This is a genomic window from Niveispirillum fermenti (genome assembly GCF_048066175.1).
Classification (GTDB): domain Bacteria; phylum Pseudomonadota; class Alphaproteobacteria; order Azospirillales; family Azospirillaceae; genus Niveispirillum; species Niveispirillum fermenti.
The window spans coordinates 1-21,241 of record NZ_JBLTXA010000021.1; the positions used below are offsets into that span (position 1 = coordinate 1).

The window sequence follows — 21,241 nt, forward strand, 5'->3', positions numbered from 1 at the left end:
TGCCACCAGCACAACCTAACCCTTTGTATGGGGTGCGGTAGCGGCAGGCCTTTCCGCCGTGCCAAGTCCCATCGCCGAAGAAGGTCAGTCCGGGGCAGGAATCCACCACCACCACAGGGCGTGGATACAGTCATTTTCACCCGCATCCTTCGGGAAAAGCCCTGTCTGGTCCGTAGAACGGCCAGATTTGATTTATTCCGGCCATCCATGCGACAGCGGAAGCCCGACGATAGGGGGGGCCGGCCGGGACAGGAGCCATGCCGGCGCCGGCCATATCTGGTGCCTGACCTGCCATGATGCCGCCCATCCGGCGAACCTGGCAGGCGACATCGCCTGATAGGTACTGGCGGAAGCCGTACTGCCGGGGGGGCGGTCCGGGACCCCGCAACAGGGATTTATGGATCAGGGCTCCGTGGAGCGGCGGCGTTCGGCGGCCATGCGACCGAACACGGGCTGGGCCTGCGGCGACAGGGCACGCGACCGCTCCCGGCCCTTGGCCCGTGCGGCGCTGGCATAGATCTGCTTGGATGCCTCCACCATGTTGACGCCGGCGAAGGCGCGGAACCAACGGCGCCCCACCTCCTCCACGGCCGGCGCGGAGGCCAGCAGGAAACGCCGCTGTGTGGGGGGCAGGAACAGGGCGCAATCCTCCCGCTCCGGCACGAACATATTGTCCTTCAGGGTGCGGCGAAGCTGGGAGGGGGAGAAGGGGCTGCCGAGGCCGAACGGGGTGCGGTCCGATCTTGCCCAGATGCCCGAGCGATTCGGTGTCACGGCGATCAGCCGGCCGCCGCCAGCCAGGACGCGCCACATCTCCCGCATCAGGGGGCGCAGTTCTTCCGTGCATTCCAGCCCATGAACCAGCAGCACGCGGTCGACCGACATGTCGGGAAAGGGCAGTTCCGCCTCGTCGGCCAGGGTGACGCGGCCCGGCCCCTCCGGCGGCCAGAAGACCACGCCCTGGCTGGCCGGCATCACGGACAATACCCGCTCCGCCTCCTCCGCGAACATGCCCAGATAGGGCGTGGCATAGCCGATGCCCAGCACCCGCTGCCCGCGCATATCGGGCCACATGGCACGGATGCGGCGGCGGATCAGCCGGCGGACCATCTGGCCCGTGCTGCCGCGGTAGAATTCACGCAGGTCGAGGACATCGCTGTACATGCAGCCAGCATAGCGCAATTGCGGACGGGCGATGCGAAGCAAAAGGGATGTGGGACAAAAAGGATGCAGGCAAAAGAAAAGCCGGCTGTGCCTTGCACGCCGGCTGTAGATGATCATCCCCGGATCGGCGAGACACGTCCAGGGTTCATCCCGGTGTGGCGCGGTTGAACCGAACGCCACACGGCACGGCGGACAATACGCGAAACATCGCCCCACGCCAGCCCGGAACATCCGCCCGGCCCGTCATTTGAAATGGATGTAACATTTACATCACATGGTGCGGCGCAACGAACACGATCCGCCCGTAATAGAAGACTTCCATTCCGGGACCGACTTCAGCCAGTATGTGAATGCGGGGTGAACAGTCCATGCTTGCAAGGCATGGCTTCACGGGGGTGGCTGATGGCGTACAGCCTCAGGCTGGTGATGGCGAACCTGGCATTGGGCCTGGCCTATGCCGGCAGTGGTCAACTTGGATTGCTGGTTCCGTTCTCGGGAGAGGCCGTAACCCTGGTATGGCCGCCCAGCGGCATCGCATTCGCCGCCTTATGGTGCGGTGGTCCCGCCCTGCTGCCGGGGATCATGCTGGCGGCGGCGGGCCTGAATTATCTGAATTTCGGCGATCCGCTTTTCGCGCTGGCCGTGGGTGTCGGCAATGGGTTGCCCGCCCTGGTCGCCTGGGCGCTGCTGCGCCGGCTGCGCGGGCACCGTCCGCTGTTTGATGGCGTCCGCGGCCTGGTCGCCTTCCTGATCCTTCCCGTGCTGCTGGCCCCGATGCTGAGCGCCAGCGTGGGCATCCTGGCGGCACTGGCGGGCGGCACGGGTCTGGGCGAAAGCGTGGCCAGCGGCTGGACAAGCTGGTGGCTGGGCGATGCCATGGGTGTGCTGCTGGTGGCGCCGCCGCTGATCCTGGCCACGGCACCCGGTGCCCTGTCGCTGATCCGCCGCCGCTGGCGGGAAGCGCTGGCGCTCGTCCTGGCCGCCGGCCTGCTGCTGTGGGGCCTGTCCCTGCCGCAGGCGGTCTGGCTGCACGAGGCCGGGCGTCTGGCGCTTTTCTGCCTGACGCTGGGCGCGGGGCTGCGGCTGGGGCTGCTGGGCACCTCCACTTACACCCTGCTGGTCGCCGCCGGGCTGACCGCGATGACGGCGCAGCGCGCCGGCCCCTTCGCCAGCGACAGCTACCACACCAGTTTCGCCACGCTGCTGGCGGCGCTGGCCGTGCTGGCCGTGGCCGGCCTGATCCTGGCCACCACGATGGCCACACTGCGCCGCGCCATCCTGTCCGAGCGGGAGGCCCGACAGCAGGCCGAACAGGCCCTGACCCGCCTGCGGCAGACGCAGGACGATCTGGTGCAGGCGGAAAAGATGGCTTCACTCGGCCGGCTGGTCGCCGGCATCGCGCATGAGATCGCCACGCCCGTGGGCACCGCCCTGTCGGCCGCCACGCGGCTGGCCAACGACACGCGCGGCATCGAACAGGCCCTGGCCGGCGCCACGCTGCGCCGGGAACAGATGAACGACTATATCGACGGCACCTCGCTGGCCGCCCGTATCCTGCAATCCAACATGGAACGGGCAGCCCGGCTGATCGAAAGCTTCAAGCATGTGGCCGTGGACCGCACGCGGCAGGACCGGCGGCGCTTCGACCTTGCCGGATATCTGGAGGAGATCGTCATCTCCCTGCGCCCCCAGACCCGCAAGACGCCGCATGCCATCGCGCTGACCGGGGCCAGCCGGCTGACGGTGGATACCTATCCCGGTGCCGTGGCGCAACTGGTCACCAATCTGGTCGTGAACGCCGTGACCCACGCCTTTCCCGACGGCCGGGCGGGGCGGGTGGAACTGGACCTGCGCGGCGACGAGCAGGGCTGGGTCGAACTGCGCATCAGCGACAATGGAAGCGGCATCGCCCCGGACCAGATGCATCGCGTGTTCGAGCCCTTCTTCACCACCCGCCGCGACCGGGGCGGCAGCGGGCTGGGCCTGTACCTCGCCTACAGCCAGGTCGTGCAGAAGCTGGGCGGCAGCATGAGCGTGGCCAGCACGCCCGGCCAGGGCACCTGCTTCACGGCCCGGTTCCCCGCCAAGGCACCCCTGGCGGCGACCGGGGACCTCCCGGCGCCCCCGCCGCCGACCCCCATCGACCTGGCCGCCAAGCGCCTGAGCGCCTGAACGGACCGGCATCCGCCGGCGACAGGGGCGCGCCCCTGCCATCAGCGGCCCGCCATCAGTGGACCGTCGTCCCGCCTGTGCCGGCGGCGGCCGCGTCGGCGCGGCGGCGGGCCTGGCTTTCATATTTGTTCATGGCCTGGGCCATCATGTCGGCGATCAGTTCCTTGGGCAGTGCTGCCGGCCCTTCGGGCGGCCAGGCCGCCGCCTGCCGGGTGGCGGTCCCGCCATCCTGCGATGCGGCCGGCGGCTTGGGCGCGGCGGCGGCGGCCGGGGTGAAGGCGGCGCCGGGCATGCCGCCGCCCATGTTGCGAACCATCTGTTCAGACCGGGAGGTCAGCATCGGCTTGGGCACCATGCTGCCGGAATGGACGGCGTTGGCCCGGTAATCGGCCAGGCTGCGGCCGGTCCGGGCGGGCTGGGCCGATTGCTGCTCCTGGCTCATCGCGGTCAGCAGGTTGCTGCCGGAGGCGGGCGCTCCCGGCGTCGGCAGGCTGGCCACCACACCCGTCAGGCCCACACCGCGCGCCGCGGCCAGGGCGGCATCGGCGCCGGGCGTGGATTCCAGCTTCTTCAACTGCCCGGCCGTGGCGATCCCGCCGGCGGCCGGAGAGGTGGCGCTGGCGGACGTGGCGCTGGCGGACAGGGCGCCGGCAGGCGCGCTGCCGGTGGATGGCGTGGCGCCCGACGCGGCCGTCACGGCGGCCCCCTGCTGCGCCATCAGGCTTTCCAGCAGGGCGGCCTGCCCATCGGTCAGTTCGAGAACGGGCTGGGTGGCGGGGGCACCGGCAACCGGGGCAGCGGGAACCCCTTCCGCATCGGCCGTCCGCCGGGGCCGCGGGGCCGTGACGGTGAACGGATCATCTTCCCCGGCCGGGGCTGCCGCCGGCTTGTCCGTGTCCAGTCCCAGAAGGTCGGCGACCTGGCCCAGCGTGTCCTTGCCCGTGGTCTTTTCCACCACGGCATCGGCACTGGCCAGCGCCACGCCGACAGGGCCGAAGAACAGGGCGGCCCCGGCAATTTTCGCCGGGGTGCCGATCGTGTCGCCCGTCACGGCCTGATAGATCTTGTTGACGACGGGGATGTGCTGCAACGGGTTGATGACATCCAGCACATCCCAGAAGGACATGCCCCCGCCCGTGTCCCCCTCTGCCGCAGCCGGCCGGGAAGCCCCGGTTTCCGGGGTTTCGCGGGCCGCTCCGGATGCCTCCATGCCATGGCGTTCCAGGGCCGCCATCTGGTGATGGCGATGCTGGCTGCGGACATGGTCCATATGGATGGCGCTCGGCGGCATGACGGTCCTCCCTGGTTCGTCAGGGAATATGCAGGCACCGTGCCAAGCCTCTCGGGCGGAAAGGCGGCCAATTTTGCCGGGTGGCTGGCGGGCCGATCCGCACCGGTCAGAACAGGTGGCCCGACTTCTCCGCCTTGGTCCGCAGATAAGCCTCATTATGGCCATTGGCGGGGAAGATGTGGGGCACGCGCTCCACCACCTCCACCCCGCAGGCGGCAAGCTGGGCCATCTTGTCGGGATTGTTGGTCATCAGCCGCACCTGGCCGTACCCCATCTGCCGCAGCATGCCGGCCGCGGGCAGATAGACACGCTCGTCCGCATCGAAGCCCAGCACGGTATTGGCATCCACCGTGTCCAGCCCGCCATCCTGAAGGCGATAGGCCCGCAGCTTGTTCATCAGGCCGATGCCGCGCCCTTCCTGGGCCAGATACAGCACGATGCCCTGCCCGGCCGACGCGATTTCCCGGATGGCGCCGCGAAGCTGGGGGCCGCAATCACAGCGCAGGCTGCCCAGCAGGTCGCCCGTGAAACATTCCGAATGCAGGCGGGCCAGGACGGGCTGGCCGGGGGCCGGGTCGCCGATGATGATGGCCAGATGCTCCGGGCCGCCATCGCTGGGGCGGAAGGCCACGATGCGGGTCCGCTCCGCATCCTCCAGCGGAACCGCGGCTTCGGCCACGCGCGCCAGGCTGCGGGCCGAACGGCGGCGGTAATCCACGATATCGGCGGCACGCACACACAGAAGATCGTGCCGGCGGGCAAAGCCGGCGGCATCTGCGCCGCCGCGCGCCGCAGGCAGGTCAGCCACGATGGCCGCCGGCAGCAGGCGGGCGATCTTGGCCAGGATGGTGGCCGCACCTTCCGGCCCGGCACCACCGCCCAGGCTGGCGGCACCGGCGGGACGGCCGGCACGGGCCGGGCGCGTGGGGTCGGACAGGTCGCGGACCAGATCGGCCGACAGGCCGGCGGGCGGATCGATACGCACGGGCTGGTCGGCCGGCACCTCCAGGCCCAGGGCCCGGCCCCGCTGCCCCGTCAGCACCAGGGCCACGGGCGTTCCGGCCAGGGCGGCAAGCTGGTTCAGCGTCCGGGTGGTCACCGCCTCCGCCGCCATGGCCAGGAGCGCGCGCCCATTGGCACCGGCAATCACCACCGCCTCGCCGCGCCGCAGGTCGGACAAGGCGCGATCGACGGCACGTTGGGCCGCATGGTCCAGCGGGGTGGCGAGGTCGTCGGAGGCGTATTCCAGAACCATGTTATCCATTATTCGTTCCACCGGCGTTATCGCGGCGGCTTTCCAGCCAAACCGTATCGACCGCGAAGGAGAAAAGCAAAAGCGCAAGCGCTGCACCTACCGCAAAGCCGGTCAGCGGTGGGCCGACAACGGGCGTCAGGCAGAAGGCCAGCACCGCGACCTGCAGCATGCAGATGACGCGGCGGCGCTGCGAAGGGGGAAGCGGCGCCGACAGCCAGGGCCGGATGCGGGCCGCCAGCACGAATAGCGGCCGGGGCAATGCCAGGGCCAGCACCCAGGCCCCCACCTCCCCCGTCCGCCAGAGCAGCAGGGCCAGGACCAGGATGGCCAGCGTATCGACCTCCATATCGAACCGCGCGCCATAGGCACTGGCCAGCCCCTGGCGCCGGGCCAGCCAGCCATCCACCCCGTCCAGCCCCAGGGCCGCGACAGCGATCAGGGCCGGAAGCCAGAGGGCATCGGCCGCGATGGCCGGCGTGAAAGGCAGCATCCCGGCCAGCAGCGCCAGCAACCCGGCGCGCAGCAGGGTTACGCGATTGGCATGGCCCCAGGCACCATGCCCGTGTCCCTGCAGGCGCGTCAGTGCCAGCCAGGCGACCGGCAGCAAGGCCACCAGACAGGCTGCAATATAGGTTTCCGGCCATTCCTGATGCTGCATCACGGCCCAGGCGCCCAGCGCCACGCCGGCCACGCAGCCCGCCAGATGCGCCAGAACGGACAGGCGCAGGCGGGTCGGGGCTGTTTGCGGAGGCATGGACATGATGGACATTGGAAATAGGTTGGGGATTTCCTGCCAAAGGCAAGGGCCCCCCAGCCTGACAGACATGGACCCGGTCGGCATCCCCGATGTCACAGCAGCGCACATGGAACATGCGGGTATCCCTGCCGGACATGCCCCAGGGGCGGAAATACGCTATCGTCGGCATCTGTCCAGAAAGCCCGAGGCCCTGTCCCATGACCCTGTCCATCCCCCGCCTGATCGGCCATCGCGGTGCCGCCCGCCATGCCCCGGAAAACACGCTTTCCGGCATGCGCACCGGTGCCTTGCAGGGGGCGCTGTGGGTGGAGGTGGATGTGAAGATCACGCGCGACGGCGTACCCATCCTGATGCATGACGATAAGGTGGACCGCACCACCAACGGCCATGGCCTGGTGGCGGACATGGATTTCACGCAAGTCCGCGCACTGGATGCCGGGTCCTGGTTCGGTCCCGATTTCCGGGGGGAACGGGTGCCCACGCTGGCAGAAGCGATCGAGGCCGCACGTTTCCTGGATATCAACCTGAACCTGGAGATCAAGCCCTGTCCGGGGCGCGAGGAGCAGACGGCCGGCATCGCGCTGTCCATGGCGCTGAACCTGTGGCCGGCCGACCGGCCGCCGCCGCTGGTCTCCAGCTTTTCCACCGAGGCGCTGGCCATGGCCAGGACGGTCGCCCCCCATTGGCCGCGCGGCTATCTGATGGAGGAGGAGCCCGCCGACTGGGCCGCCATCGCCGACCGGCTGGACGCCGCCACCATCAACATCGATGCCAGGCGCCAGTCGGCCGGCAGCATCGCCGCCTTCCGCGCCACGGGACGGCCCGTCCTGGCCTATACCGTTAATGACGCACAGCAGGCACGGCAGCTTTTCCAGTGGGGGGTGGCGGGGGTGTTCACCGACACGCCGGAAGGCCTGTTCAAGGGGCTGACGGGCAAGGGCTGAAAAGGGAAACCGCCTGTTCGCACCTGCGGCATTGACATGCCGCAATGCCAATGCCGTTTCCACACGGTATGGTGACCGCATCATCGCGGGAAAGGCGGAGTTGAACCCATGCGCGCGCCCCCTCTGTTCGCCCTGGCGGCCATTGCCATCGTCGGTGTCGGCCTTGGCCTTTACTGGTGGAACGCCCAGGCCCGCCAGCTGCCGCCGGGCCTGGCCAGCGCCAATGGCCGTATCGAGGTGGAGCGGATCGACATCGCCACCAAGCTGCCGGGTCGCATGCTGGAAATCGGCGTGCGGGAGGGGCACCATGTGGCGGCCGGCGCCATCGTCGCCCGCATGGACAAGGCCGAGTTGCTGGCCCAGCGCGCGGCGGCGGCGGCATCGGTACGCCGGGCGGAACAGGCCATCCTGCAGGCCGAGGCGCAGGTGAGCGTGCATGAGGCCACGTTCCGGCTGTCGGGCGTGGAACTGAAACGCGGCATGGACCTGGCCCGCACCAACGCCGTGCCGGCCAGCGAGGTGGACCGCCGCCGCGCCCAGAATGACGTGGACCGAGCCACGCTGCAGGCCGCACGCGCCAGCGTGGGCGATGCCCAGGCCGCGCTGGAGGCGGCGAAGGCGCAGTTGCTGCAGGTCGACACCAATCTGGCGGAAACCGATCTGACCAGTCCCGTCGCCGGGCGGATCGAATACCGCCTGGCCCATCCGGGAGAGGTGCTGGCCGCCGGCGGTCGCGTGGCGACGCTGCTGGACCTGTCGGACGTCTATATGACCGTGTTCCTGCCCACGGGGCAGACGGGCCGGGTGGCCCACGGGTCGGACGCGCGCATCGTGCTGGACGCGGCCCCGGACTTTGTCGTCCCCGCCACGGTCAGCTTCGTGGCGGCCGAGGCGCAGTTCACGCCCAAGGCCGTGGAAACGGCCGACGAGCGGGAAAAGCTGATGTACCGGGTGAAACTGTCCATCGACCCCGCCCTGCTGACGACCTATCGCGACTATGTGCGGGCCGGCCTGACGGGTCAGGCCTATGTGCGGCTGGACCCGGCGGTGCCGTGGCCGGACCGGCTGGCCCCGAAACTGCCGGCGGCGCCCAGCGATGCCGGCCGCTGACGCGCCCGCGCCGGAACCGGCCATCCTGCTGGAAGGCGTGCGCCATCTCTATGGCGGCAAGCCCGCCCTGGACGATGTCGGCCTGTCGGTCCCGGCCGGCGCCACCGTCGCCCTGATCGGGCCGGACGGGGTGGGCAAATCCACCCTGCTGGGCCTGATGGCCGGGGTCCGCCGGCTGCAAACGGGCCATGTGCGGGTGCTGGGCGGCGACATGGGGGATGCCGGCCACCGCGAGGCGGTCTCGCCACGCATCGCCTACATGCCCCAGGGGCTGGGCCGCAACCTTTACCCCACCCTGTCCGTGGTGGAGAATATCGATTTCTTCGGCCGGCTGTACGGGCAGTCCGCCACGGAACGGCGGGCGCGGATCGACCGGCTGCTGCACGCCACGGGCCTGGACCCGTTCCCCGACCGGCCGGCGGGCAAGCTGTCGGGCGGCATGAAGCAGAAATTGTCGCTCTGCTGCGCGCTGATCCACGATCCCGACCTGCTGATCCTGGATGAGCCGACGACGGGTGTGGACCCGCTGTCGCGCCGGCAGTTCTGGACCCTGATCGACACGATCCGCGCCGAGCGCCCCGGCATGACCCTGGTGGTGGCCACAGCCTATATGGAGGAGGCCGGGCGGTTCGGCCATCTGGTCGCCATGGATGGCGGCCGCATCCTGGCCGCCGGCACGCAGGCCGAGGTGCTGGCGGCGGCCGGTGCGGCGACCCCCGAACAGGCCTATGCCGCCCTTCAGGCGGGGGATACCGGCAGGGGCGCCCCAATGGTCATGCCGGCCTTCGTGGAGCGCGACGGCCCCGATGCCATCGTGGCAGACGGGCTGACCCGCCGGTTCGGCGATTTCACGGCCGTGGATGATGTCAGCTTCCGCATCCGCCGTGGGGAGATATTCGGCTTCCTGGGGTCCAACGGCTGCGGCAAGACCACCACCATGAAGATGCTGACCGGCCTGCTGCCGGCCACATCGGGCACGGCCACCCTGCTGGGCCGGCCGGTGGGGCGGGCCGACATGGCCACCCGGCTGCGCGTCGGCTACATGTCGCAGGGCTTCTCGCTTTACGAGGAACTGACGGTCCGCGCCAACCTGCTGCTGCATGCCCGCCTCTACCGCATCCCGGCGGCGGAGGTGGAGGAGCGGACCCGGCGATCCCTGGCCGATTTCGGGCTGGTAGAGGTGGCCGAGGCGCTGCCATCGGCCCTGCCGCTGGGTATCCGCCAGCGCCTGCAGCTTGCCGCCGCCTGCCTGCACAAGCCGGAAATGCTGATCCTGGATGAGCCGACATCGGGGGTGGACCCCGGCGCGCGCGACCTTTTCTGGCGCCATCTGGCCGATCTGTCGCGCCGCGACGGTGTGACCATCTTCGTGTCCACCCATTTCATGAATGAGGCGGAGCGCTGCGACCGCATCTCCCTGATGCATGCCGGCAAGGTGCTGGCCGTGGGCCGGCCGGACGATCTGCGCCGGGAACGCGGGGCCGACACGCTGGAGGACGCCTTCATCGATGTGCTGAAACAGGCCAGCGGCCTGACGGAGGATGCGGCACCCGCCACACCCGCCCCCCGGGCCGGAAACGGGGAAGCGGGCGCGGGAGAGATCACGGGAGCGGGGCCGGCGCACCGCACCGGCCTGCGCACCTCCCTGGGCCGCATCTGGGCCTTCGCCCGGCGGGAGATGGTGGAGGTGCTGCGCGACCCCGTGCGCCTGACCTTTGCCCTGCTGGGGCCGCTGGTCCTGCTGCTGACCTTCGGCTATGGCATCACCTTCGATGTGGAGGAACTGCCCTTCGCCGTGCATGACCGCGACCAGACGCTGGAAAGCCGGCAATTGGTGGAGAACCTGACGGGCTCGCGCTATTTCACCGAACGTCCCCCCGTCCATACGGAAGCGGAGATCGAGCGGCGCCTGAAATCGGGCGAATTGCGGCTGGTCCTGTCCATCCCGCCATCCTTCGGGCGCGATCTTCTGCAGGGGCGGCAGCCGGAACTGGCCGTCTATCTGGACGGGGCCATGCCGTTCCGGGCCGAAACGGCCAAGGGCTATGTCCAGGGCATCGCGCTGGCCTATGTCCAGGACCTGACGCGGCGGTCGCGGGCGGCGGAAACGGTTACCCCCACGGTCGATGTGGAGCCGCGCTTCCGCTACAATCAGCAATTCCGCAGCGCGCCGGCCATTCTGCCCGGTGTCATCATGGTGCTGCTGATCATGATCCCGCCCATGCTGACGGCCATCGGCGTCGTGCGGGAGCGGGAAATCGGCTCCATCGCCAATCTCTACGCCTCGCCGGCCAGCGTGGGGGAATTCCTGCTGGGCAAGCAGGCGCCCTATGTGCTGGTCGGCTTCATCAGCTTCCTGATCATGACAACCGTAGCCTGGCTGCTGTTCGGCGTGCCGGTCAAGGGGTCGCTGGCGGCGCTGTGTCTGGGCGCGCTGCTTTATGTCTTCGCGGGCACGGGCCTGGGCCTTCTGGTTTCCACCTTCGTGAAGACGCAGGTCGCCGCCATCGTGGTGACGGCCATCGTCTGCACCGTGCCGGCAATCAACTTCTCCGGCTTCTTCTATCCCGCCGCCTCGCTGGAAGGCGGGGCCCGCCTGTTCGGCCTGTCCTTCCCCGCCCTGTGGTTCCAGACCATCAGCCTGGGCAGCTTCGCCAAGGCCCGCGCCTTTTCCGCCTTCCACCTGGAATTCATCATGCTGGCCCTGTTCGCCCTGGGCTTCATGGCGGCGGCCTGCGCGCTTCTGCGCAAGCAGGAGGTGTAGGATGCGGCACTGGCTGGCCAATGTCTGGTATCTGGGCCGCAAGGAACTGTCGAGCCTGCTGGCCGACAAGGTGCTGCTGGCCCTGATCCTGTACAGTTTCACCCTGTCGGTCCACACGGTCGCCACGGGTGTGAAGACCGATGTGGACAAGGCGCGGGTGGCCATCGTGGATAATGACCGGTCGGCCTTGTCCCACCGTATCGGCGATGCGCTGCTGCCGCCCTATTTCCGCCCGCCCGACCGGCTGGACCGGGGGGCGGTGGATGGCGCCATGGACCGGGGCGAATACACCTTCGTGCTGGACCTGCCGCCGGAAATGGAGGCGGACCTGCGCCGCGGCCATTCCCCCACCGTCCAGCTCAATATCGACGCCACGGCCATGACCCAGGCCGGCATCGGCAGCGCCTATATCCAACAGATCATCGCGCAGGAGGTGGCAGGCATGCTGGACCCGCGCGGGGAAAGCCCGGCGCCCGTCACCCTGGTGTCGCGCACCTTCTTCAACCCCAATCTGGAAGGCATGTGGTTCCAGGCCGTGATGGCCGTGATCCAGTATATCACGATCCTGTCCGTGCTGCTGGTCGGGGCCGCCGTGATCCGGGAGCGCGAGCACGGCACCATCGAACATCTGCTGGTCATGCCGCTGGGTGCGTCTGAAATCGCCGCCGCGAAAATCTGGGCCAATGGCCTGGTCATCCTGGTCGCATCCGGCCTGTCCTTGAAATTCGTCGTGGAACTGTGGCTGCAGGTGCCAGTGCAGGGGTCGCTGGCGTTGTTCCTGGCCGGTGTGGCACTCTACCTGTTCGCCACCACATCGCTGGGCATCCTGCTGGCCACGGTCACACGGTCCATGCCGCAATTCTCGCTGATCGCCATTCCCGTCTTCATGGTGCTGAACATGCTGTCCGGCGCCACATCGCCCCTGGAAAGCATGCCGCCATTCATGCAATGGCTGATCCAGGCCTCACCCACCATGCATTTCGTGAAGCTGGCCCAGGCCGTGCTTTACAGGGGGGCGGGGCTGGATCTGGTCTGGCCGCAGATGCTGGTGCTGGCGGCGCTGGGCGGGTTGTTCCTGTCCGCCGCGCTGTCGCAGTTCCGGGCCATGCTGGCACGCAGCCAATAGCAGCAAGGGGTGGGGTTGTATCAGCCGAAGGCCAGCCGGATCTGTCCGGGTTCCAGCCCGACGATGCGGGCGGGCCTGTCCTCCACCCAGCCGCGGACGGAAAAGCTGCCCGTGTCCCCCAGGCTCAACCCCACGGGGCCGACACAGGCGAAACAGGCGCCCGTGCGCGACAGGTTCACGGTCTCCCCCCGCATCACCCGGTCGCCAAGGGAGAGCAGGGCCGGGCTACGCAGGGGCACGCGCGGGAACCGCCGGCGATCGGGGCCCGGCCCAGCCGCCGGGGTGCCGGAAGCGGGCGCGCCATCCCGACCAGCCGGCAGAACCCCACCACCAGCAACCGGCGGCAACCCGCCACCGCGACGGGCCAGCCATTCGGCCATCTCCACCCATCGCTGGCTTTCCTGGGGATCATCGGTGTTCAGGGCGGCCTGCCAGCAGGCCAGCAGCTTGGCGTTCAGGGCCTCGTCGGGTTCGGGGCCATCACCGCCCGTTCCTTGCACCGGTTCCTTCATCGCCGCCCGCATCCGCCGCCCCGTCCGGTTTCCAATGCACCCCCTGGACATGTTCGCTGAAAATATCGGCTGAACATGCCTGCGATCCGTTGCCCACACGTGATAAGGCGCGTGCCGCAAAGGTCAGGGGTATTTTAGACCAGCAACCGGCAGTCCCCGTCAATCGATCCGAAGGACAGGTGCCGCCGGCTGGCCCAGCGCACGCCAGGTTCCAATGAAACCCAAGGTCAGCGTAATCGCGGTGCAGAGAAGGGTGGTCGCGAATACCGCTTGCGGTATGAAAACAAAGTCGAAATCCATCACCTCGCGGATCACGACCCAGGCCACGACGGTGCCCAACATGCCGGCCACGGCCGCCGTGATCAGGCCCAGCAGGCCATATTCCAAAAGGAAGGCCCGCAGCACCGTCGTGCGGGTGGCCCCCAGCACCTTCAGCACCACAGCGTCATAGACGCGGCGGCGATGGCCCGCCGCGACGGCGCCGGCCAGCACCAGCGTGCCCGCCACCAGCGTCACGGCGGCCGTCAGGCGCACGGCCACGCCGATATTGACCATGATGGCCGACACGGTATCCAGTGCATCCTTCACCCGCACCGCACTGATATTGCTGAACCGCACGGCAACGTTGCGCTGCACGGCCGCTTCGGCCGACGGTTCGGCACGCACGGTGGCCAGGAAGGTCTGCGGTGCGCCGTCCAGCACGCCGGGGGAGAAGACCAGCGTGAAATTGATGGTGATCGTGTCCCAGTCCAGGTCGCGCACCACGGCCACCTCGCCATCGATGTCACGGCCCAGCACATTGACGGTGATGACATTGCCCGGCCCGATGCCGAAGCTGTCCGCCACCTCCTTCGACACGGCCAGCCGGGGCGGGCCCTGGTAATCGGCCGGCCACCATTCGCCCGCCAGCACCTTGTCGTTCTCCGGCCGGTCGGCGCGGTAGGTGATGCCGCGGTCGCCGTTCAGAACCCAGGAATATTCGCGGGTCTTCAGCGCCTTTTCCGCTTCCACCCCGTCGATGGCGACGATGCGCGCCCGCAGGTTGGGCACGAGCTGCAGGTCCGACGTGCCGGGAACGGACAGCACCGTCTGGCGGAAATCCTCCACCTGATCGGGCTGGATATCCACGAAGAAGAAGGCGGGCGCGTTGACGGGCAGCCGGTCCTCCACCTCCTTCTGGAAATTGGCCTCGATCAGGGCGATGGCCACCAGTACGGTCAGGCCCAGGCCCAGCGACAGCACGACGGCGCTGGTCGGGTTGCCGGGCCGGTGGATATTGGCCAGGGCCAGACGCAGCACGGGCTGTCGCGGCCGGCCGGCACGCCGCGCCAGGGCCGTCACCCCCAGCCCGGCCAGCCAGAACAGGCCCAGCACGGCCACGGCACCGACGACAAAGGCGATGGCGAAGCCCCGTTCCTGCGCCGTGGCCACGGCCAGCCCGGCCAGTGCCAGCCCGGAAGCGGCGATGCCCAGCAGATAGGCGGCGGCCGGCCGGCCGCTGGCTTTCTGCACCCGTTCGCGGAACAGGGCCACGGCCGGCACCTCCCGCGCATGGCCCAGCGGCCAGAGCGAGAAGGCCAGCGCCGTCAGGAAGCCGAACCCGGCCGCAATGGCCAGGGCGGAGGGATAGACGCCGATGCGCGCCGTGATGGGGAGAAGATCGGCCAGCGCCTTGCCGGCGGCCAGCGGTCCGGCCGCGCCGACGGCCAGCCCGATGGCGATGCCGATGGCAGCCAGCGCCAGGATCTGGATGAGATAGACCTTGAAGATCAGCGACCCGGCGGCCCCCACGCATTTCAGCGTGGCGATCGTATTGGACTTGGTGTCCAGATAGGCCCGCACGGCATTGCCCACGCCGACACCACCCACCAGCAGCGCCGTCAGGCCCACAAGCGTCAGGAACAGGGTCATCCGGTCGATGAAGCGGGAAAGCTGCGGCGCGGCGTTGGTGTAGTCGCGCAGGCGCCACGGGGCGTCGGCCACCGCCGACTTCGCCTGCTCGCGGAATTCCTCGATGGTCAGGCCGGGATTGAGCTTCACCTGATAGGACCAGGTGATCAGGCTGCCGGGCTGCACCAGTTCGGTGGTGGCCAGGGCGGCGTCCGACATCATCAGGCGCGGGCCCAGCGTGAAGCTGCCGGACCCGGCCTTGTCCGGTTCCGCCGCGATCAGGCCGCGCACCTCCAGATGGATGCCGCCGATGCTGACGGGCTGTCCCACCGTCAGCCCCAGCCGCGTGGCCAGCGTATCCTCGATGACGGTGCCGAAACGGCCGTCACGCTCGGCCAGCAGGGTCTGTACATCCACAGCCTGCGGCTGGCCGTCCGGCCCCTGGATGGCGAACGTGCCATAGAGCGGATAGTTCGGCCCGACCGATTTCAGTTCGACCAGCGTGCTGGACCCCTCATCCTCGGGGTCGCGGGCCATGGCGCGCATCTCGGCCGAGGTCATCACCTCGCCGCGCGCGGCCAGAAAGGCGAACTGCTCGGGCGTGGCCTCGCGGTAAAGGATGCGCGCCGCGACGTCGCCGCCCAGGATGGCGCGCCCGTCATTGCGCATCGCATCTTCGATGCCGCTGGAAATGGACTGCACCGTGGCGATGGCGCCCACGCCGATGGCCAGGCAGGCGATGAAGATGCGGAAGCCGGACAGGCCGCCGCGCAATTCACGCCGTGCGATGGTGAAGGCCAGCTTCCATTGTGACAGCCAGCCGCCATTGACGGGGGCGGGCGTGCGGGCCGGGCCCGACAGGGTCGTCGCCGTCATCACCGCCCCGCCGCCGCCTGGATGCGGGCATCGCCGCGGGCATCATCGACGATCAGCCCGTCGACCAGCCGGATGACACGGTCGCATTGCCGTGCCAGTGCCGGATCATGGGTGATCAGCACGATGGTCGTCCCCACCCGGTCGGCCATGGTGAACATCAGTTCGATGATGCGCTTGCCCGTGTCGCCGTCCAGATTGCCCGTCGGCTCGTCGGCCAGCAGCAGGGACGGTTCGGGCGCGAAGGCGCGGGCCAGGGCCACGCGCTGCTGTTCCCCGCCGGAAAGCTGGCCCGGATAATGGGTCAGGCGATGGCCCAGGCCGACAGCCTCCAGCCCCTTGCGGGCACGGTCGAACGCATCGGGCGCACCGGCGAATTCAAGCGGAATGGCCACATTCTCCAGCGCCGTCATGGTCGGGATCAGGTGGAAGGACTGGAAGACGATCCCCACCTCGTCCCGGCGGAAGCGGGCCAGCGCATCCTCGTTCACGCGCGTCAGTTCGTGTCCCTTGACCTTCACGGATCCCGTGGTGGGCGGCTGCAACCCGCCCAGGATCATCATCATGGAGGACTTGCCCGACCCGCTGGGACCGACCACGCCCACCTTCTCCCCGCGCCCGACCTGCAGATCAATCCCTTTCAGGATGTTGACGCTGCCCGCCTCACTCTCCAGCTTAAGATGGATATCGCGCAACTGGACAACGGGATCGGCCGGGACAATGGGCATCGCCATGACGAACTCTTTCAGCAGGGGGGACCTGGACGGATATGGCCCCTGGAGAACGGCTTTCAACCGAATCGGGGCATTGATCCTGCTGCTTTTCTGCCTTGGCACGCCGTCCTTCGCCGTGGCGCAGGTCACAGACGGGCAGAAAAACGGCCCGCTGAAGATCATCGTGCTGGGGGACAGCCTGTCGGCCGGCTACAAGCTGCCGCGCGAGGCGGCGTTCACCAGCCAGCTTGAAACCGCGCTGAAGGCGGAAGGCTATGATGTCGCCGTTCCCAACACGGGCGTGTCGGGGGAAACCACGACGGGCGGCCTGTCGCGGCTGGACTGGCTGCTCGCCGACAAGCCGTCGCTGATGATCGTGGAACTGGGGGCCAATGACGGGCTGCGCGGCATCGACCCGGCCCGCACGCGGGAGAATCTGGACCGTATCCTGATGAGGTTGAAGGAAGCCGGCATCCCCGCGGTGCTGGCCGGCATGATGGCACCCCGCAACCTGGGCCAGGAATATGGCCGGGTGTTCGACGCCATCTATCCCGAACTGGCTGAAAAGCATGATGTTCCGCTTTATCCCTTCTTCCTGGACGGCGTGGCCATGGACCCCAAGCTGAACCAGGAAGACGGGATGCACCCCACGGCCGAGGGGGTGGCCGTGATCGTCACCCGCATCCTGCCCACCATCACGCAGGCGCTGGACCGTATCAAGGCCGGGACGCCGTGATGACCGGCACCGGCATCCCTGCCCCCACACCCGCCTTCGCCAGCGCCACAGGGACCGGGGCGGACTGGTCGGGGGCGGCCAAGGCCTGCCTGGACGCGCTGACCCCGCTGCCCGGCGCCAATTTCGGCATGCTCTACGTCACCGACCATCTGGCGGACCAGTTGGGCAGCATCGCCACCCTGCTGCGGGGGGTGACCGGCATTACCCACTGGGTGGGCACCGTGGGGCTGGGCGTGATCGGCACGGGCGTGGAGCTGTACGACCGGCCCGCCGTCTCCGTCCTGACCGCGCGCCTGCCCGATGACGGCTTCTGCCTGCTGGGGCCGCTGGCAGACGGGCTGGCGCCGCTGGACGCCGTGCAGCCCTGGCTGCGCGACCATGCGCCGCTGCTGATGCTGATGCATGGCGACCCCCGGCATGCGCGCATCGACGGGCTGCTGACCGACGTGGCCGGGCGCACGGGGGGCTTTCTCGTCGGCGGGCTGACGGCATCACGCGGCGAACAGGCCGTGCTGTGCGGGCATGCGGACGGGCCCGGCCTGTCGGGCGTCATGTTCGATGCCGACCTGCCCGTGGCCACCGGCCTGACCCAGGGCTGCACCCCCATCGGGCCGGTGCGCACCATCACCCGCGCCGACGCCCATGTCGTGATGGAGATCGACGGCGAGCCCGCACTGGCGGCGCTGAAGGCCGATATCGGCCCCGAACTGTCGGCAGACCTGCGCCGCGCGGGCGGGCTGATCAAGGCCGGCCTGCCCGTGGCCGGCGATGATCGCGGCGACCGCCTGATGCGCGATCTGACGGCCATCGATCTGGAACGCGGCTGGATCGCCATTGGCGAGACTGTCGCCGATGGCCAGCCCGTCCAGTTCTGCCGCCGCGATGCCGATGCCGCCCATGCCGACATGGTGCGCATGCTGGAGGGGCTGAAGCGCCGGCTGTCCGGGCCGCCGAAGGCCGGCCTCTATGTCACCTGTGTGGCGCGCGGGGCCCGGATGTTCGGGGAGGAAGGAACGGAAACCGCGCTGATCCGCGACCATCTGGGGGATTTTCCGCTGACGGGCTTTTTTGCCGGCGGGGAAATATCCAACGCCCGGCTTTATGGCTATACAGGCGTCCTGACGCTGTTCCTGTAGCTTTTGCGCCCAAGGCCGCCGCCCAAGATGACCCCCGACGATCTCCTGTCCCGCATCCTTTACCGTGACGGGCTGATGCTGGTGCTGGACAAGCCTGCCGGCATCGCCGTGCATGCGGGGCCCGACACGGGCCGGGGCCGCGGGGACAATCTGGAACGGCATTTCGATGCGCTGCGCTTCGGCTTTCCCAGGCCACCGTCGCTGGCCCATCGCCTGGACCGCGACACGTCGGGCTGCCTGATCCTGGGCCGGCATCCCAAGGCGTTGCGCCGGCTGGGCATCCTGTTCCAGGAAGGGCGGGTGGCCAAGACCTATTGGGCCATCGTGCTGGGCCATCCGGCCGACAATACGGGCAAGGTCGATGCCGGGCTGACCAAGATCAGCGATGCCCGGCGGGGCTGGCGCATGGTGGTGGACAAGGAGAACGGCCAGCCTTCCGTCACGCTGTGGCGCGTGCGTGGCCGGGGGGAACTGCCCGGCATCGGCCCCGTCGCCTTCATGGAGCTGAACCCCAAGACGGGCCGGACGCATCAGATCCGCGTGCATATGCAGCATCTGGGGCATCCGCTGCTGGGCGACCCGATCTATCTGCCGGCCGGGGCGGCGGGCCGGGCCGGGGATGCGTTGCACCTGCATTCCCGCGCCGTCACCCTGCCCATCCAGGCGACCAAGCCGCCCGTGACGGTGACGGCCCCCGTGCCACCGCACATGCGCGCCGCCCTGACGGCCTGCGGCTGGGCGGGGGAGGATGCGGTCGCCCTCAACCCGGATCCAGCGGCACCGTCGCCAGACCGACCCTGACCACGGCGTCGCCCTGATCGGCGCGCCACCGGCTCCAGCGCTGAAAATGCGGGCTGTCATGATGGGCCTGCACCGCCGCTTCGTCTGCAAATTCCTCCCACACATGGAAGATGGCGGGGCCGCCGGGCTTCTCCTCCGTCGGGCTGCGGGCCGCGTGGAACTGCACGCAGCCCGGTTCCTGCCGGCTGTGGCGCATGTTGTCACCGAAATGCCGCAGGAAATCCGCCAGATGGGTGGGGGCCACCTCCACCCGGATCAACTTGCCCTGTCGCGCCATGTCACTGTTCCCCTTGTGATTTTATACTGTCTTCAATCCGTCACAGGCCGGCCATCGACCCGGATATCCTCCAGCGCGATGCCGCCGCGGCCATCGAACCGCACACCGATATCCACCGCGACCCCATCATCACGCAGCAACTGTTCCAGCCGCAGGGCGCGGGCCTGTGGCTGGTACAGCCGCAATTCACGCCCCGGATCGGCCAGCGGCGTGGGGCAGGCGGCCAGGTCCGCCGGCCGGCAGGATGGCAGGGGCGTGAAACCCGGACGGCCGGGATCGGCCGGGCGGGCGGTCACACAGACGCAATCCGCCGGCCCGTGCCGGCCGGGCACCAGCCCGTCAATATCCAGCCGGGCCAACAGGTAATGGCCCCGCAGCAAATCGCGCGGATCATAGCCCAGCAGGCGGATGCGCATGACGGGATCGCCGGCCCGCAACACGGGAATGGACAGGGCCCAGCCGGCCAGAACCAGCGTGGGGACCAGCAGCAGGACGGCACGCAGCCAGGACGCCTTCATCACATCCCCTCCTTCGCGGACCGGCGGGCCGTGCCCCATTCCATGACGCGCCGGGCGGCCAGCGCCAGCCCCAGCAGCAGCAGGCCCGCCAGCACCAGCCCGAAGCCGGTGGCCAGCAGGCCGCCCGTGGCATCCAGATAGGCGACGAAGACACGGATGGCGATCAGCGCCACGGCCAGGCGGAACCAGCCCGTCCTTTCCGCCAGCAGGGCCAGGCGCGCCAGAATGATCCAGTAGAGGCAGAACAGCACACCGGTGACGATGGCGGCCCAGGTGCCGTCGAGCAGAAAGGGCAGCACGGCCAGCGGCGGCGACAAGGCCAGCATCAGGCCGAAACCGGCCCGCGCGCCGCGCCGGTCGGCCGGCACCAGCAGATGCGCCACGCCCAGGGCCAGCAGCCCGACGCCGCCGCCGATGGCGGCATCGGTCATGGTGGCCCCGTCGGGCGTGCCGTCGAACAGCGGGCGCAGGATCAGCAGCAGCACCGTCAGGCAGGCCACGACACTGCCGGCCGCCACAAGGCCCAGATGGCGGGCCCAGACGGGCGGCAGCGGGGGGGCAGCCGCCCGCGCCGCATAGACCAGTGCCAGGAACAGCATGACGGCCGTGGCCGACAGGCGATGTTCGTGCAGCCAGCGCCAATGGTCGCCCAGCAGCAGCCCCATCCACGTGAACAGCCCGGCCGCCCAGACCCAGCGGTTCAAGCCGTCGCGGGCGCAAAGGAAGGTGAAGGGCGTGGCCAGCAGCAGCCAGCCGCCCATCAGGCCGGCGGCACTGCCCTGCAACTGGAAGCTCTGCCCGACATGGGCGATCAGCGCCAGGGTGGACAGGGACAGGACCAGCACCCCGCCTTCGACCCGCATGTCGGACCCGCCCCGCCCCGCCCAGGACCAGACCACCAGCCCCAGGGCCAGGTTGGCCAGGACATGGACGGCCAGGCGCGGGACGATAGGGATGGCATCCCAATTGGCCGCGACGATGGCGATGATGCCGACCGCCACCGTGAAGGCGCCCAGCACACCCAGGGCCATGGCCAGACGCGGCCGGCCGCGGGCGGCTTCAAACGCGGCAATGCGCCCGGCCTGATCGGCATCGATCAGGCCCGCCTGCCGCCAGTCCGCCAACCGTCCCGCCAATCCCATGCTCCAGGCCATGCGCCCGCCACTCCGATCCTTCGGTCTGCCGCCGCGCAGCCCGTGCGG

General features: G+C 69.2%; 18 protein-coding genes. 8 read left to right on the plus strand and 10 right to left on the minus strand.

The annotated features are described in order from the left end of the window. Window positions 1-402 precede the first annotated feature (402 nt). Window positions 403-1,164 carry a class I SAM-dependent methyltransferase gene (locus ACM9LZ_RS17790; protein WP_416620850.1) on the minus strand — a complete coding sequence of 254 codons (762 nt, stop codon included), beginning with the start codon at window positions 1,162-1,164 and terminating at the stop codon, window positions 403-405. A gap of 402 nt (window positions 1,165-1,566) precedes the next feature. Here ACM9LZ_RS17790 and ACM9LZ_RS17795 point away from each other — a divergent pair, with 402 nt between their 5' ends. Next, window positions 1,567-3,336: an MASE1 domain-containing protein gene (locus ACM9LZ_RS17795; protein WP_416620851.1), complete on the plus strand. Its 1,770-nt coding sequence runs from the start codon at window positions 1,567-1,569 to the stop codon at window positions 3,334-3,336. A gap of 55 nt (window positions 3,337-3,391) precedes the next feature. Here the strand turns inward: ACM9LZ_RS17795 and ACM9LZ_RS17800 are convergent, their stop codons facing one another. The 3 genes from ACM9LZ_RS17800 to ACM9LZ_RS17810 all read right to left on the minus strand — a co-directional run bounded on the left by ACM9LZ_RS17800 (window position 3,392) and on the right by ACM9LZ_RS17810 (window position 6,642). Continuing rightward, a complete protein-coding gene (locus ACM9LZ_RS17800; protein WP_416620852.1) occupies window positions 3,392-4,627 on the minus strand; it encodes a hypothetical protein in 1,236 nt (411 codons plus the stop codon). A 106-nt stretch (window positions 4,628-4,733) separates the two neighbouring features. After that, a complete protein-coding gene (gene ribA, locus ACM9LZ_RS17805) occupies window positions 4,734-5,882 on the minus strand; it encodes a GTP cyclohydrolase II (protein ID WP_416620924.1) in 1,149 nt (382 codons plus the stop codon). A gap of 1 nt (window position 5,883) precedes the next feature. Continuing rightward, a complete protein-coding gene (locus ACM9LZ_RS17810) occupies window positions 5,884-6,642 on the minus strand; it encodes a CDP-alcohol phosphatidyltransferase family protein (protein WP_416620853.1) in 759 nt (252 codons plus the stop codon). A gap of 194 nt (window positions 6,643-6,836) precedes the next feature. On the opposite strand from ACM9LZ_RS17810, the gene ugpQ reads away from it, so the two are divergent. The 4 genes from ugpQ to ACM9LZ_RS17830 all read left to right on the plus strand — a co-directional run bounded on the left by ugpQ (window position 6,837) and on the right by ACM9LZ_RS17830 (window position 12,583). Beyond that, window positions 6,837-7,583 carry a glycerophosphodiester phosphodiesterase gene (gene ugpQ, locus ACM9LZ_RS17815; protein WP_416620854.1) on the plus strand — a complete coding sequence of 249 codons (747 nt, stop codon included), beginning with the start codon at window positions 6,837-6,839 and terminating at the stop codon, window positions 7,581-7,583. Between the two features lie 108 nt (window positions 7,584-7,691). Beyond that, window positions 7,692-8,693, plus strand: a complete 1,002-nt coding sequence (locus ACM9LZ_RS17820; RefSeq protein ID WP_416620855.1) for an HlyD family secretion protein — start codon at window positions 7,692-7,694, stop codon at window positions 8,691-8,693. After that, window positions 8,680-11,457: a ribosome-associated ATPase/putative transporter RbbA gene (gene rbbA, locus ACM9LZ_RS17825; RefSeq protein WP_416620856.1), complete on the plus strand. Its 2,778-nt coding sequence runs from the start codon at window positions 8,680-8,682 to the stop codon at window positions 11,455-11,457. The genes ACM9LZ_RS17820 and rbbA overlap by 14 nt, the downstream gene beginning before the upstream one ends. A gap of 1 nt (window position 11,458) precedes the next feature. Next, window positions 11,459-12,583, plus strand: coding sequence for an ABC transporter permease (locus tag ACM9LZ_RS17830; RefSeq protein WP_416620857.1), 1,125 nt, complete (start codon window positions 11,459-11,461; stop codon window positions 12,581-12,583). A 20-nt stretch (window positions 12,584-12,603) separates the two neighbouring features. Here the strand turns inward: ACM9LZ_RS17830 and ACM9LZ_RS17835 are convergent, their stop codons facing one another. The 3 genes from ACM9LZ_RS17835 to ACM9LZ_RS17845 all read right to left on the minus strand — a co-directional run bounded on the left by ACM9LZ_RS17835 (window position 12,604) and on the right by ACM9LZ_RS17845 (window position 16,592). Next, window positions 12,604-13,095: a PilZ domain-containing protein gene (locus ACM9LZ_RS17835; RefSeq protein WP_416620858.1), complete on the minus strand. Its 492-nt coding sequence runs from the start codon at window positions 13,093-13,095 to the stop codon at window positions 12,604-12,606. A 159-nt stretch (window positions 13,096-13,254) separates the two neighbouring features. Then, window positions 13,255-15,861, minus strand: coding sequence for an ABC transporter permease (locus ACM9LZ_RS17840; RefSeq protein WP_416620859.1), 2,607 nt, complete (start codon window positions 15,859-15,861; stop codon window positions 13,255-13,257). Further along, entirely contained in the window at window positions 15,861-16,592 is a 732-nt protein-coding gene (locus tag ACM9LZ_RS17845) for an ABC transporter ATP-binding protein (RefSeq protein WP_416620860.1), read from the minus strand. The genes ACM9LZ_RS17840 and ACM9LZ_RS17845 overlap by 1 nt, the downstream gene beginning before the upstream one ends. A 73-nt stretch (window positions 16,593-16,665) precedes the next feature. Between ACM9LZ_RS17845 and ACM9LZ_RS17850 the strand changes: the two genes are divergently transcribed. From ACM9LZ_RS17850 to ACM9LZ_RS17860, 3 genes are read left to right on the plus strand one after another with little or no spacing between them, the layout of a single operon-like run. Beyond that, the gene (locus ACM9LZ_RS17850) at window positions 16,666-17,307 is read left to right on the plus strand and encodes an arylesterase (protein ID WP_416620861.1); all 642 of its coding nucleotides are present in this window, start codon (window positions 16,666-16,668) and stop codon (window positions 17,305-17,307) included. Beyond that, a complete protein-coding gene (locus ACM9LZ_RS17855; RefSeq protein ID WP_416620862.1) occupies window positions 17,307-18,443 on the plus strand; it encodes an FIST signal transduction protein in 1,137 nt (378 codons plus the stop codon). The genes ACM9LZ_RS17850 and ACM9LZ_RS17855 overlap by 1 nt, the downstream gene beginning before the upstream one ends. 27 nt (window positions 18,444-18,470) lie before the next feature. Further along, the gene (locus ACM9LZ_RS17860; RefSeq protein ID WP_416620863.1) at window positions 18,471-19,244 is read left to right on the plus strand and encodes an RluA family pseudouridine synthase; all 774 of its coding nucleotides are present in this window, start codon (window positions 18,471-18,473) and stop codon (window positions 19,242-19,244) included. Here ACM9LZ_RS17860 and ACM9LZ_RS17865 read toward each other — a convergent pair. Genes ACM9LZ_RS17865 through ACM9LZ_RS17875 form a run of 3 tightly spaced genes read right to left on the minus strand, consistent with a single transcriptional unit; the run spans window position 19,204 to window position 21,193 of the window. Continuing rightward, window positions 19,204-19,521, minus strand: coding sequence for a putative quinol monooxygenase (locus tag ACM9LZ_RS17865; RefSeq protein WP_416620864.1), 318 nt, complete (start codon window positions 19,519-19,521; stop codon window positions 19,204-19,206). The genes ACM9LZ_RS17860 and ACM9LZ_RS17865 overlap by 41 nt on opposite strands. A 32-nt stretch (window positions 19,522-19,553) precedes the next feature. Continuing rightward, complete coding sequence (locus ACM9LZ_RS17870) at window positions 19,554-20,039, minus strand: hypothetical protein (protein WP_416620865.1); 486 nt, start codon at window positions 20,037-20,039, stop codon at window positions 19,554-19,556. Further along, on the minus strand, window positions 20,039-21,193 hold the full coding sequence (locus ACM9LZ_RS17875; protein ID WP_416620866.1) for a DUF2157 domain-containing protein: 1,155 nt from the start codon (window positions 21,191-21,193) through the stop codon (window positions 20,039-20,041). Before ACM9LZ_RS17875 ends, ACM9LZ_RS17870 begins: the two co-directional genes overlap by 1 nt. Window positions 21,194-21,241 lie beyond the last annotated feature (48 nt).

Coding starts and splice junctions, on each gene's coding strand:
- ACM9LZ_RS17810 (WP_416620853.1), bottom strand. CDS start 6,642: ATGTCCATGCCTCCGCAAACAGCCCCGACCCGCCTGCGCCTGTCCGTT.
- ACM9LZ_RS17790 (WP_416620850.1), bottom strand. CDS start 1,164: ATGTACAGCGATGTCCTCGACCTGCGTGAATTCTACCGCGGCAGCACG.
- ACM9LZ_RS17860 (WP_416620863.1), top strand. CDS start 18,471: ATGACCCCCGACGATCTCCTGTCCCGCATCCTTTACCGTGACGGGCTG.
- ACM9LZ_RS17800 (WP_416620852.1), bottom strand. CDS start 4,627: ATGCCGCCGAGCGCCATCCATATGGACCATGTCCGCAGCCAGCATCGC.
- ACM9LZ_RS17845 (WP_416620860.1), bottom strand. CDS start 16,592: ATGGCGATGCCCATTGTCCCGGCCGATCCCGTTGTCCAGTTGCGCGAT.
- ACM9LZ_RS17870 (WP_416620865.1), bottom strand. CDS start 20,039: ATGAAGGCGTCCTGGCTGCGTGCCGTCCTGCTGCTGGTCCCCACGCTG.
- ribA (WP_416620924.1), bottom strand. CDS start 5,882: ATGGTTCTGGAATACGCCTCCGACGACCTCGCCACCCCGCTGGACCAT.
- ACM9LZ_RS17875 (WP_416620866.1), bottom strand. CDS start 21,193: ATGGCCTGGAGCATGGGATTGGCGGGACGGTTGGCGGACTGGCGGCAG.
- ugpQ (WP_416620854.1), top strand. CDS start 6,837: ATGACCCTGTCCATCCCCCGCCTGATCGGCCATCGCGGTGCCGCCCGC.
- ACM9LZ_RS17865 (WP_416620864.1), bottom strand. CDS start 19,521: ATGGCGCGACAGGGCAAGTTGATCCGGGTGGAGGTGGCCCCCACCCAT.
- ACM9LZ_RS17855 (WP_416620862.1), top strand. CDS start 17,307: ATGACCGGCACCGGCATCCCTGCCCCCACACCCGCCTTCGCCAGCGCC.
- rbbA (WP_416620856.1), top strand. CDS start 8,680: ATGCCGGCCGCTGACGCGCCCGCGCCGGAACCGGCCATCCTGCTGGAA.
- ACM9LZ_RS17830 (WP_416620857.1), top strand. CDS start 11,459: ATGCGGCACTGGCTGGCCAATGTCTGGTATCTGGGCCGCAAGGAACTG.
- ACM9LZ_RS17835 (WP_416620858.1), bottom strand. CDS start 13,095: ATGAAGGAACCGGTGCAAGGAACGGGCGGTGATGGCCCCGAACCCGAC.
- ACM9LZ_RS17840 (WP_416620859.1), bottom strand. CDS start 15,861: ATGACGGCGACGACCCTGTCGGGCCCGGCCCGCACGCCCGCCCCCGTC.
- ACM9LZ_RS17820 (WP_416620855.1), top strand. CDS start 7,692: ATGCGCGCGCCCCCTCTGTTCGCCCTGGCGGCCATTGCCATCGTCGGT.
- ACM9LZ_RS17795 (WP_416620851.1), top strand. CDS start 1,567: ATGGCGTACAGCCTCAGGCTGGTGATGGCGAACCTGGCATTGGGCCTG.